We start from the raw sequence: 12,641 nt of genomic DNA on the forward strand, positions 1-12,641 counted from the left end.
CGCAAGCCCTTTCGTCGGCGGCGCAACCGTCGTAGCTTTTCGGCATGAGTTCGCAAGGGATGTCCCGAGTGTCAAGCGAGGGTGGGCGTCGGGCTGCGCTGGTGTACAACCCGGTGAAGCTGGAAGCGGACGAGCTGAGGCCCCTGTTGGATGCCGCCGAGCGGGATGTCGGTTGGCGTCCCACCTTGTGGCTGGAGACGACCGAGGAGGATCCTGGGGCGGGCCAGACCAGGGAAGCGCTGGAGGCGGGTGTCGATGTCGTGATCGCGGCCGGCGGTGATGGCACCGTTCGGGTCGTCGCTGAAGTGCTCCGCGGGTCCGGGGTGCCGCTCGCGTTGCTGCCGTCGGGCACCGGGAATCTGCTGGCGCGGAACCTGGACCTCACGCTTGATGACTCAGAGCATTCACTCCGCACCGCATTCACGGGTGTGGACCGTCCGATCGACATGGCGATGATCGAGATCCGCGATGAGGGCGGCACCCTCAACCGGCACGCGTACCTGGTGATGGCGGGGCTGGGGCTTGATTCGAAGATGCTCGCGAACACCGATGACGAGCTGAAGGCGAAAGCGGGTTGGCTCGCGTATGTCAAAGCGATCGGACAGGCTCTCGGCGACAAGAACCGGCTGCGAATGCGGTACAAGCTCAACGGTGGCAAGACCCGCGCCCTGCGTGCGCACACGATCATGATCGGCAACTGCGGTTCGCTGCCCGCCAATATCCTGCTGCTGCCCGACGCGGCCGTCGACGACGGCGAGTTCGACATCGTGGTCTTGCGACCGGAGGGGTTCGTCGGCTGGGTCCAGATCATGGTCAAGATCTTCTGGGAGAACGGCGTGCTTCGCCGTACGACGGCAGGCCGCCGGCTCATGGGCGCGACGAAGGAAGTACGCGCACTCAACTATCTCCGCGGTACAGAGCTGGTCGTCTCACTGAGTCGTCCGGAACCGATCCAGCTCGACGGCGACGGTTTCGGTGACGCGCGTGCGTTCAAGACCTGGATCGACCCGGCCTCGCTGCTCGTGCGGATACCGTCGACGCACGCGCACTGAAGAGAGTTCTCGACGTGGTGCGGTGCCGGTTTCAGCGGCGAGCATCGAATCGGCGTCGGTAGCTCGACGGCGTGCTGCCGAAGGCTGAAGCGAAGTTCTGGCGAAGCGTGACCGGGTTGCCGAAGCCGCACGAGGCAGCGATCTGGTCGATCGAGAGGTCGGTCGTCTCGAGCATGCTGCGGGCCGCATCGAGACGCCGGGACCGCACCCATGCTGCAGGTGTCGAGCCGGTCGTGACTCGGAAGGCCCGAATGAACGAGCGGCGGCTCATGTGCGCCACCTCGGCGAGTCGTTCGACGCTGAGTTCCTCGTCGAGGTGCAACAGTGCCCAGGCGGATGTTGCGGCGATCGGTTCGCTGCCGGCGCCCACCGAGATCGGTCGTTCGATGTACTGAGCTTGCCCGCCTTCACGGTGCGGTGCCACGACGAGACTGCGAGCGACCCGGTTGGCGGCATCGGCCCCGAGGCGTGTGCGGACGATGTGCAGACACGCGTCGATGGCCGAAGCCGTGCCGGCGGAGGTGACCACGTCTCCGTGGTCGAGATAGAGCACGGAGGCATCCACGGTGATGTCGGGGTGGCGGGCTGCGAGGCGGTCGACGGAGTGCCAGTGCGTCACGGCACTGCGCCCCGTGAGCAGGCCCGCGTCGGCCACTGCGATGGCGCCGAGACAGAGGCCGGCGACGGTGGCCCCGCGCTCGTGTGCGTTGATGAGCGCCCGGCGGAATGCCGGTCGGGGGTCGCGGCCGTCGTCGACCCAGGACGGCACCACGACGACATCCGCGTCTTCGGCAGCGCTGAGCCCCCGAATGCCGCCGATGCTGTAGCCCTCAGCGGTCTGAACCGACCCGGCACGGTCTGAGAACAGCACCGTCTGCCAGTCGCCGAGGCCCAGACGGGCGACCTCATCGAACACCATCTGCGGCACCGACAGGTGGAACATGGTCACGCCGTCGAAGGCGTAGATCGTGATCTTCATGGTTCCCTCGTTTGGCCTGTTTTCATCATAACGCGGCATTCGTGCCAATGGCATTCGGGGGCGCGACGCGTCAGTATCGTGAGGTCGCGGCAATCGCGACTCCCCGAATCACCAGGAGTAGATGACAATGAGCACCCCCCGTCGTGCACTGATCCTCGTCGACGTGCAGCAGGAGTACTTCGACGGACCGCTGGAGATCCAGTACCCGCCGCACGCGGAATCGCTGCCGAAGATCGTCGCGGCGATCGACGCCGCGACGTCTGCGGGAGTTCCCGTGGCCGTGTTCCAGCACACGTCCGGAGACGACGCGCCCGTGTTCAACCCGACCACGCAGGGCTTCCAGCTGCACCCGGAGATCGCGCAGCGCCAGAGCCTTCAGTGGAAGGCGGTGACGAAGCAGTTCGGCACCGTCTTCGCCGGGACCGACCTGCTCGAGTGGTTGCGCGAGCACGACGTCGACACGATCACGCTCGTCGGGTACATGACGAACAACTGCATTCTCGCCTCGGCCGCCGAGTCGGAGACACACGGCCTGGCCGCGGAGGTGCTCTCAGACGCCACCGGTGCCATCAACATCGCCAATGACGCCGGTTTCGCCGACGCCGAGACGGTGCACACCACGCTCATGGCCCTGCTGAACTCGAACTTCGCCGCCGTCGGTACCACCGACGACTGGACTCGTGCCCTCGGTGAGGGCACGGCGCTCCCGAAGGACAACCTGCCCGGTTCCGCCCTCCGCGGCGCGGCGCGCTGAACGAAGACCTGCTCGGGATGCCCCGGGAGCGCATCCGCACTCTCGGGGGCCGTTCCGTGCCTACCGACCGTAGCGGGCCGTGATCGTTCGGGCTGCCTCGTCGACGGTGTGGAGCACCTCGTCGTCAGTGAGCGACCAATTGCCGTGGACGAGCCGTGGCCAGAACACGACGGTCGCGATCATGCCGAGGAACTGCGCCGCGGCGACGTCGAGGTCGCTCACGTTCGCGGTTCCCTGAGCATTCGCCTGCTGGAAGAAGCGCCGGAGCGCCCGGAGCACGGGCAGCGTGCCGAAATCGAACGTGCGTTCGCGCAGTTCTGGGAACCGCGCGGATTCGGCGATCACCGCCCGGATCAGGTCTGCGATTCGGGGCCGCGACAACAGTTCGGCGTATGCCTCGCCGAGACTGACCAAGCCCGCATGGAAGTCGTCGGACGGCGGCTCCAGGGGCTCGGAGTCCGGCGTCGCGCCCGCCGCGAGCACCGTTGCCTCGAAGAGCTCCGCCTTGGTCGGGAACTGTTTGAACAGCGTCGCCTTCGAGACGCCGGCGTTGTCGGCGACTCGGGCCAATGGAGTTCGGTCGTAGCCGAGTTCGAGGAACAGGCCGGCCGCAGCCTCGAGGATCGCCGCGCGATTCTGGGCGGCGACCTGTCGATGGTACGCAGAGAGTTCGCGTGGCATGCATCCAGTATGACGCAAAGGTGAGTCGGTTGACTCACGTCAGCGGAGTCGGTACTCTCGGCAGAAGTGAGTCGCCTGACTCGCCTCTCATGAGATCGACTCGGACGCGTTCAAGGAGAAGCAGATGTCGAAGGTATTCATTCACGCGACGGTGACCCTCGATGGGTTCATGGCCGACCTGGACGGAGGGGTCGACTGGATGAACGGCTTCCCCTCGGCTCCTGAAGACGAAGAGGTCGTCGAGCGGGTGATTCAGCAACTCGGCGCCGTCGTCGGAGGCGCCAATAAGACGCAAACCATCGAAGAAGGAGAGGTTCCGTACGGCGCCATGGTCAAGGTGCCGGTGTACCTGATGACCCACAGTGCTCACGAACCGATCGAGATGGACGGTGTGACGTACACCTTCGTCGTCGACGACATCGCGCAGGCTGTTGAAGCCGCCGAACAGGCGGCGGGGGACAAGTGGGTCAGCCTTCTCGGAGGCAGCATCTCGAGACAGTGCCTCGAACTCGGGCTCGTCGATGAGATCCACTTGGACGTCGTGCCGATTCTGCTCGGAGAGGGGATCTCGCTCTTCACCGGACTGCGCAAGCGCATCAAGCTCGAACGTCTCGAGACGTCGGCGTTCGCGAGCGAGACCCACCTCCGCTACCGCGTTCTTGCGTAGCCGGCGGCTGCCGCGCCTTCTTCATCGAACTCGGCAGTCAGGCCCACGAGTCGACGGAAGGCCGGTCGGGGAGGTTCCCGACCGGCCTTCGTCGTTGTGGTGCTGACCGCGGTGCGGGCTGAGCGTCAGCAGCCGATCGCGGGATGCGCCGCCGTGACCGTCATCGATCGGCTCGGGTCGGCGGCATCGGTGCCCGAGACCGTGACCGACCCTGCACCGATCGTTCTCGTGCGGGTCGAGAACGCCGCGCTGCTCGACGCGCCGGCCTCGAGCGCGAACGACTTCGAGCCGTAGGTGCCGGCCGCGGTCACGTCGAGGGCGACCACGTCGGCATTGCGCACCGTGGCCACCACGACGGCCTTGCCGGCGACGCAGCGCGCCGTGGCCGTGGCCTCGAGTGCCGGTGTCGCGACCGGGTCGGTCGCGACCGAGGCGATGCGGTAGCGCTGGCAGTCGTTGTTCAGCACGCTGTACTGGTGGATGCGGGTGCCGTCGGCTGCAGCGCAGAACGAGAGGTCGAGCGCCTTCAGGCTCGTGCCGTTGCGGAACTCGACGGTGCCGTCGTTGCCGACGAGCACTCGCCACGTGCTGCCCGCGATGGCGCACGCGCCCTGCGTGACCGCCACGCTGTCGGCCGTCGACCCGCCGGCCACGGCGAGGCACTTCTCGGGCGCTGAGGCGAGGTGCAGCTCGGCCTCGCCGTTCGCGGCAGCGGTGAAGCTGACGCTCTGGCAGGGCGCAGCGAGGTACTCCCGCTGCTGCAGGATGGCGCCGTCGGCCGTCGAGCACCCGGGCAGGTCGAACGACTTGCCAGAGACGATCGAGGTGACCACGACCTGGCCCGCGGGGCGCAGCGCCCAGTCCTGCCCGGCCGAGGCGTTCACCGTCGACTGCACGAGCGCGACGCCGGTCGCCTCGCCGGCCGCCGCGCCCGCGTCGAGCACCTTGCCGCTCGTGCGGTTCGTGAGCTTCGACCAGCCGCCGGTCGTCGAAGCGACGGCCCACTGCTGGCATCCCGTGGTGAGGAACGGGGTCTGCACCACCGCCGCGCTCTCGGCAGTCGAGCACTCGACCGGCCCCAACGATTCGCCGCTCACCGCGTTCACGACCCGCAGGTAACCGTCGCCGGTGGTGTCGAGCACGAAGCGAGCACGTGACGAGGAGCAGTCGCCCTGCGCGACGGCAGCACCGGCTGCATCGCTCGGTGCCGTGGCGCAGAGCCCCGTGCTGCGGCTGACGAGGTTCCACCTGGCACCTTCCACCTGGGCGGTGATCGGCGCGTTCTCGCCACTCGGCACCTGCACCTGCGTGCTGGTCGCCTGCGGGATACCGAAGTCGGGCTCACCGTCGGCGCCCCAGTTCACGATCTGCGCACGGGCCGAGCGTTCGCGACTGCATCCGCCGTTCGGTCGGTTGTTGGCGTGGTAGAGATTCCACGTCTCGGTGCCGTCGGGCGAGGTGAAGAAGTCGTTGTGACCCGTGCCGTAGACGCCGTTCGCCTTCGAGAACACCGGCCCGTCGCTCTTCCGCCACGAGGTCGACAGCACGGGGTCGCCGCCGAGGTACTCGAGCGTGCCGAGCTGGTAGTCCTCGGTGCCGCAGAAGCTCGCCGAGTAGACGATCCAGGTCTTCCCATCCTTCTGCAGGGGAATCGGGCCCTCGTTCACCGGTTGGCCGATGACCTCCCACGGCTCGGTCGGCTGCGACAGGATATTGAGCGGCCCGGTCGCCGACCACGGCGTCGTCATGCGTGCGATGTAGTTGCTCTGCAAGCCGTCGGGCGCGAACGCCGACCAGGTCACGAAGAGCTCGCCGTTCAGCTCCAGGTACGCGCCGTCGATGTTCCAGTCGTCGGTCGGAATCGGTCGGCCCTTGTAGGTGTACGGGCCCATCGGGTCATCCGCTGCGCTCTCGATCACCTGCAGGTGCTGCGTGCCGAAATTGCCGGAGACGCCCATCGTGTACATCAGGTACCAGCGCCAGCCGTTCGGCCCTTCGATGCGCTCGAGCTCGGGAGCCCACATGTTGCCGTTGCGGCCGGCGTTGGTGTCGGAGTAGACCGTCACCGGCTTGGTCGTGCCGAGGCCCGCGAGCGTCGGCGCCTTGCGCATGACGACCTTGTTGTCCCACGTCGTCGCCACCATGTAGTAGTTGCCGTCGTGGAACTCGATCGTCGGATCGGCCGTGTCGGGCGCCAGGGGATTGGTGAAGGTGTCCTCCCCGATCGCCTGAGCGGCCGGGGCCTGTGCGGCGTCGATGGCGGTGAGGCCGCCGAACGCGAGCGCGGCGACCAGCGCCGCGCGCATCACGGTTCGAAACGGTCTCAGCATGAGCGGCCTCCGTACGCAGCCGTGGTGATGGCGCCGTCGGCCGCCGTCGAGACCTCACCGGCGGCCACCGTCGCGAGACGGCTCGAGAACGTCGCCGACTGGCTCGAGCCCGCCGCGATCGTCACGACGCGCTCGCCGAAGGGCGTGCTGATCGTGACGCTCGACGCCTGGGTCGACTGGTTGGTGGCCTTGGCGACGATGACGACCTTGCCGGCCACGCACCGGGTCGAGGCCGCCACGTCGATGCCGGGCGCGACGATCACGGTCGCCGCCACCGGCATCCGCGAATCGTCGTGCGCGACGCCGCGCACCGTGAAGGTGCCTGGCGCTTCGTAGTCGGCGGGCGAGACGCCCTCCCACGTGACGTCGACTTGCTCGGTGGTGCCGTCGATCATGGTGAGCGAAGCACCGGGAAGCACCGGTGCCTGGCCGGGGCGCGTGGTCACCTCGATAGGGGCGACCTCGGCGACCGCGACCGCGGGAGCGTAGGCCTCGAGCACCGTCTGGTACTCGGCCCTGGTCACCGGGATCACGGTGCCGTGACGCGGCTTGCCGCCGTCGCTGTTCTGCGGCAGGTGCTCGCGCAGCGTGGCGCCCAGTGGCTGCCACGACGAGCCGTCGGCGATGTCGTTCGAGCCGAACGGGATGTAGTAGTTCGGGCCGCCGTGATACGAGGGCTGGTCGATGAACAGGAACCAGTCGAGGCCGTTCACGTCACCGGGGTTCGCGGCGAAGATGCTCGGCCCCTCGCCGCTCGAGTACGTGCCGCCCGGCTCGCCGTTGGGCAGGCCGGTCGCGATCTGCTCCTTGATGAGCGTCCACTCGTCGTCGGCGCCCGTGGTGCCGGGCAGCGAGCCGCTGATCGTCGCGAGCAGGTCGGTCGACTTCTCCTCACGGATCGTCATGGACGCCTCGTCTTTCGTGAAGCGGTAGTAGGTGTCGTCGACCTTCGCGACCGTCGAGTCGATCAGGCCGCGGCCGGTTCCCCGCTTCACGTCCGACCAGATCTGAGGCTCCGAGAAGGTCACGAAGTCGTCGGTCGTGGCGTACATCATGCGGTTGTAGGTGACGGCGGTGCGTGCAGCCGCGTCGGTGCCCGGGTAGAGGTTCGACGCCCAGAACACCACGTAGCGGCCGAGCTCGTCGTCCCAGTACGCCTCGGGCGCCCAGGTGTTGCCCGCGTAGGGCGTCGAGACCTGCACGTGCCGCTGATCCGACCAGTTCACGAGGTCGGTCGACTCCCACACCTCGATGCCGAGCGAGCCCGAGATCTGCGCCGTCGTGAAGCCGCCGGGCAGGCCGGCGACCTTCAGGTCGGTGGCGAGCATGTAGAACTTGTCGCCCTCGTGCGAGCGGATGATGAACGGGTCGCGCAGCCCGCTCGTGCCCTGCGTCGAGGTGAAGATGGGCTCGCCGTCGTTCAGCGTGTTCCAGCGCAACGCATCGTTGCCCTTGGATGCCGCGAGGCTGACCCGCTCGGCACCGGCGCCCTCGCCCGTGAAGAAGGCCCAGACATAGGCCTCGGGGTCGGCCGCGTCTGCCGGCGCCGCCGGCACGGTGAGCGTGAAGCTGCGCGAGGCGGTCGCGTCGCCGCTCGTCGCGGTCGCGGTGAGCACGACGTCGGATGCCGCGGCGGGACGCGTGATCGCGATGGTCGCGGTGCCCGTCTTGACGCCGTCGCGGAGCGCCGCGATGCCATCGCCCGAGGTGACGGCCCACGAGATGGTCGAGCCGTTCGCTCCGGTCGTCGGAACCGCGAAGCTCGTGCGCACGTCGGCGGCTCCGGGAATGGCGAGGGCCGCAGCATCCGCGTCGACCTTCGCCTGGTCGGAGAGTTGCGCTGGCACCGTCACGGTGTAGCTGCGGGTCGCCGTCGCGCTCCCTGCGGTGAAGCCGGCCGTCAAGGTGACCACGGCGTCCGCCGAGCCGCCCGCCGGGCGGGTGACCGTCGCCGTTCCGCCCGACACGGCGATCGCGGCACCGTCTGACGCCCACGAGACGGATGCGCCGTGGCTCGTCGTCGGCAGGGCGAAGTCGGCCGTCGCGCTCGCCGGAGGCGACACCGCCGCGGTCGCGCGCTCGATCGCCTGGTCGGCGAACACCTGCTGCACGGTCGTCGCGTCGAGCGCTTCGGCGTACACGGCGAAGTCGTCGATGTCACCGGCCCAGCCCGGGTCGTTGTAGGTCGAGCGACCGAGGTACGACGCCAGGCTGGTGCCGAACGATGACACGTCGCGCGCGATCGTGTGCTGGCCGATCTGCTGGCCGTTGACGTACACCGTGAGCTTCGCGTTCACGCCGTCGATGACGGTCGTGTAGAGCGCCATGCCCGACGGCGTGCGTGCGCCGGTCGTCGCGGTGTTCGTCGCACCGGGGCCGACCTCGGTGCCCCAGGGGGCGCCCGCGTTGACCGTGTTCGTCACGACCGACTTCACGTAGCCGCTCGGGTTCGTCGGGTTCAGCATCCAGTAGGCGCTCGAGTACGAGGCTCCCGACGCGACCGGCGCGCCGATGAACGCGGCCCCGACGTTCGCCGGGCCCGAGCGGTTGCTGAGCCAGGTCGAGATCGTGAGCTGCTTCTTGCCGACGAGCCCGGCAGTCGGGATCTCGACGTAGGCGGCGCTCGCCCGCGCACCACCGGGAAGTGACAGGGCGCCGGCGGCGACCGTGGCGCCGCTCTGCTTGATGACGCCGTCGTAGCCGTTGCCCGACGCATCGCCGACGACACCGCCGGCGGCGGCATCGAAGGTGTAGTGGATCAGCGGGGCGGGCGCCTCGATGGCACCGGCGGCCTGCGGGGCGATGGTGCCCGCAACCGCGAGGGCGGCGACGGCCGCAGCAGCTGCGGCCCCCGTTCGCAGCTTTCGCACGAGGATGTCGCGCATGTCACTCCTTCGTGATGGTCGAACCGTTTGCCGGTCGAAACGTGGTGGTCGAAACGTGGTGGTCGGAACGGCGAATCGGATGCCTCGGCACGCCGCCGAGGCATCCGATTCGTTCAGCCGCAGTTGGCGGGCGGGGTACTGAACGAACCCTCGAAGGCGCTGCCGTCGGCGGTGCTGCCGGTCAGCGTGAGCGAGCCCGCGGCGATCGACGCCGCTCGGGTCGCGAACGCGGCCGAGGCGGAGCCGCCGGCGGCGATCGAGACGCTCTTGCCGCCGTACAGGGTCTGGATCGCGACCGCGGCTCGCTGGTCGTCGGCGTTCTGCACCGTGACCACGAGCTGCACCTTGCCGGCGACGCAGCGAGTCGTCGCCGTGGCGTCGAGCTCGAGGCCGCCGTGCAGGTCGACGGACTCCGACGTGGAGGTGGCCACGAGCGCGTCACGGTAGCCGTCGTAGGTCGCGGTGACCGACGCGACCCCTGCGGGTGCGGTGACGGTCGCCGTGCCGTTCTGCAGCGACACCGTGGTGCTCCAGTCGCCGCCCGAGAACGTCACCGTGCCGGCGATGTCGCCGTCGTCGGCGGCGGTCACTTCGGCCGTGACGTCACGGCCGTCGGCGGTCAGCTGCGTGGTCGACGCGACGGCGGTGATGCCGGTCCAGTCGTGCATGGCCGTGAGCACCGTCTGCGGCACGCTCACGAACGCGCCGTGCCGCGGGCTCGCCGGCAGTCCGCCGACCGGGCGCACGTTCCAGTTCGAGCGCTGCGAGATCCGGTCGCTCTGCGAACTCGAGGCGATCTCGGCGCCCGTCGTCGCGAAGGCGCGGTAGCCGCCGGCACCGTAGTTGTCGACGAGGAAGACGTAGCCGTCGCCCGAGACGTTGTTCGGGTCGCCCTCGTTGAGCTTCACGATCTCGGGCCCTTCGCCGGCCTGACCGGTCTCGAGGCTCGTCATGCGGGTGTCGGTGAGCTGCCACGTCGTGGCGGGGTCGGCGCTCCAGCTCGACGAGGTCGTCGGTGCGGTGAGCACCTTCGAACGCTCGAGGAAGATGTCCTTGCCGGCCTCGAGCGTGCCTGCGGCACCGCCCTCCTCGTTCTTCGTGAAGCGGTAGTAGTAGTCGTCGATCTTGGTGACCGTCGAGTCGATGCGGGCGTACCCCGTGTCCTGCCACGTCGCGGGCGGCGAGGTGAAGGTCCTGAAATCGCGCGTGAGCACCGAGAACATGCGGGCGTAGAGCTTGTCGGTGTTGGTGTGCGAGGCATCCGAATAGAGGCGCGACGCGAAGAACACGACGTACGACTGCAGCTCGTCGTCCCAGTACGCCTCGGGCGCCCAGGTCATGCCGGCTTCGGGCTGGTTGACCGTGATGCCGGTGTCGATGCCGTTCGTGCGCGTCCAGTGCACGAGGTCGACCGACTCCCAGACCTCGATCTTCAGGCTGCCGGCGGATTGGGCCGGGCCCCAGCCCGTGCCGCAGCCGATGCAGAGGTCGGTGGCGACCATGTAGTACTTGTCGCCGTCGTGCGATCGCAGGATGAACGGATCGCGCAGTCCCTTGGTGTCGGTGGTCGACGTGATCACCGCTGCGCCGCCGTTGACCGGCGAGAACGTGAAGAAGTCGTTGCCCGAGGTCGCGGCCTGGTAGATCTTCTCGTCGCCGTCGGACTTGAAGTAGGCGGCGGCGTAGCCGGCGTCGGGCGCCGAGCGTGCATGTTCAGCGACCGCGACGGTGAACGACTTCTCGACGGCGGACTCGCCGAGCACCGCGTGCGCGGTGAGCGTGACCTCGCGATCGCCGTCGCCGTAGGCGGGACGCTCGACGAGGCCGCCGCCCTCGAACGGGTCGGGGGCGCCGACCGCGGGAGCGGTGTAGCCGGTGTCGGTCGGCGTGACCAGCGCGGGGTCGGAAGACGTCCACGTGATGGTCGCGCCGTTGACCGAACCGGTCGTGACGAGCGGCAGGTTCTCGGTCGTGCGGGCCGCGAGCGAGATCGCCTCGAGGTCGGCCGACGCCGAGGCGGCGAGCACGGTGAGGTCGAAGGAGATCGTGGTGCCGAGCGAGGTCGTGGCCGTGACGGTCACCGGGGTGTCGGCGGTGACGGCGCGCGAGACGACGCCGGTGTTCGAGATCACCGAACTGTCGCTCGAGGCCCAGCTCAGCGTGACGCCGTTGACGGATGCCGGCAGCGAGAGGTTCTGCGAGACGGCATCGGCCGACGGGTTGCCCGCGAGCACGGTCGGCAGCAGGTCGGCGCGCAGCATCGCGTCGGTCGTGGCCGACTTCGCCGCCGCCGTCGGCATGCTCTCGGATACCTGCGCCTGGCTCAGGGCGACGTCCCAGAACTTCACGTCGGTGACGTCGGCCTGCAGCATCGGGTCGGGGGCGTAGAGCGAGCGGCCGAGGTAGCCGAGCGTCGTGCCGGCCGGCACGATCGAGCTCATGGCGTACGAGTGGGTGACCGTCGAGGCCTGCACGCCGTCGCGGTAGAGCGTGATGGTGTTGCCGCTGCCCACGAGGGTCAGCGTGGTGAAGCCCGGGTTGAGTCCGCCGCCGTTCGGCAGGCGCACCTCGCCGTTGCTCGTGCCGGTCTTCACCCGGATTCCCGAGAGCACTGCGCTGGCGTAGGAAGACTCGCTCGAGCGCGGGTTGACGAACACGTGGTTGCCGAGCGCGGTGGTGTTCCATGCGCCGACGCCGTCACCGATCACCCAGCCGAACTGGTTGCCGGCGGTCTGGCTCGAGACGGTGTACTCGACGGTGAAGTCGTTGTCGGCTGCGGTCACGAGACCCTTGGGCAGCGCGGCGTAGCCGTTCTTCTTGAACCGGAGCACGGCGTCGCCACCGGCATCGGCGAACGAGGCGTCGGTGAGGCCGGTGAGTGCCGCGTTGCGACCGTTGCCCGAGATGTCGAGCAGTGCGCCGCCCGCGTGCGACATGTCGTAGTGAGCGGTGACGGGGGGCAGCTCGGCGGCCGACGCGGAGAGCGGAGCCGTGGCGCACAGGCCGGCGACCACGGCGCCGGTGAGGCCCGCGGCGAGCAGTCGTCGCGCACGAGTTGGGGGGAGAGCGGCAGACGGGCGCATGGGTCTCCTTGCAGTCGCCATTGACGGGGGCCCGACGATGTTCGTCGGATCGCCAGAATGTTACCGGACACATTGCCGGAATAACAAGGATCGGTGACGAAGTGCCCGTCTGCCGAAATCTTCTGGCGACACTTCTCGACTGTGTGCTACGGTCTGGCGTTACCGGTAACAATGCGAGTATCGCCGGTTCGCCCCGCCACCGAAGTCGTA

8 protein-coding genes are annotated in these 12,641 nt (G+C 68.6%); 3 read left to right on the top strand and 5 right to left on the bottom strand.

The genetic code is table 11. From position 1 onward, the window contains the following. Positions 1-59: 59 nt before the first annotated feature. On the top strand, positions 60-1,052 hold the full coding sequence (locus H521_RS0101935; RefSeq protein WP_051159123.1) for a diacylglycerol/lipid kinase family protein: 993 nt from the start codon (positions 60-62) through the stop codon (positions 1,050-1,052). A gap of 31 nt (positions 1,053-1,083) precedes the next feature. Here H521_RS0101935 and H521_RS0101940 read toward each other — a convergent pair whose 3' ends face one another. Continuing rightward, complete coding sequence (locus tag H521_RS0101940; protein ID WP_022891347.1) at positions 1,084-2,031, bottom strand: GlxA family transcriptional regulator; 948 nt, start codon at positions 2,029-2,031, stop codon at positions 1,084-1,086. 127 nt (positions 2,032-2,158) lie between these two features. Here H521_RS0101940 and H521_RS0101945 point away from each other — a divergent pair, with 127 nt between their 5' ends. After that, the gene (locus tag H521_RS0101945) at positions 2,159-2,785 is read left to right on the top strand and encodes an isochorismatase family protein (protein WP_022891348.1); all 627 of its coding nucleotides are present in this window, start codon (positions 2,159-2,161) and stop codon (positions 2,783-2,785) included. 60 nt (positions 2,786-2,845) lie between these two features. On the opposite strand, the gene H521_RS0101950 is transcribed toward H521_RS0101945, so the two are convergent. Then, positions 2,846-3,466, bottom strand: a complete 621-nt coding sequence (locus tag H521_RS0101950) for a TetR/AcrR family transcriptional regulator (RefSeq protein ID WP_022891349.1) — start codon at positions 3,464-3,466, stop codon at positions 2,846-2,848. Between the two features lie 124 nt (positions 3,467-3,590). On the opposite strand from H521_RS0101950, the gene H521_RS0101955 reads away from it, so the two are divergent. Next, entirely contained in the window at positions 3,591-4,133 is a 543-nt protein-coding gene (locus H521_RS0101955) for a dihydrofolate reductase family protein (RefSeq protein WP_022891350.1), read from the top strand. A 125-nt stretch (positions 4,134-4,258) separates the two neighbouring features. On the opposite strand, the gene H521_RS20950 is transcribed toward H521_RS0101955, so the two are convergent. The 3 genes from H521_RS20950 to H521_RS20960 form a co-directional block, all read right to left on the bottom strand. Further along, positions 4,259-6,463: a family 43 glycosylhydrolase gene (locus H521_RS20950; protein WP_084511804.1), complete on the bottom strand. Its 2,205-nt coding sequence runs from the start codon at positions 6,461-6,463 to the stop codon at positions 4,259-4,261. After that, positions 6,457-9,348, bottom strand: coding sequence for an immunoglobulin-like domain-containing protein (locus tag H521_RS20955; protein WP_022891352.1), 2,892 nt, complete (start codon positions 9,346-9,348; stop codon positions 6,457-6,459). The genes H521_RS20950 and H521_RS20955 overlap by 7 nt, the downstream gene beginning before the upstream one ends. Positions 9,349-9,461: 113 nt before the next feature. Further along, entirely contained in the window at positions 9,462-12,431 is a 2,970-nt protein-coding gene (locus H521_RS20960) for an immunoglobulin-like domain-containing protein (RefSeq protein WP_156891243.1), read from the bottom strand. Positions 12,432-12,641 lie beyond the last annotated feature (210 nt).

The sequence above is a fragment of the Agromyces subbeticus DSM 16689 genome, from assembly GCF_000421565.1.
In the GTDB taxonomy this organism is placed as follows: domain Bacteria; phylum Actinomycetota; class Actinomycetes; order Actinomycetales; family Microbacteriaceae; genus Agromyces; species Agromyces subbeticus.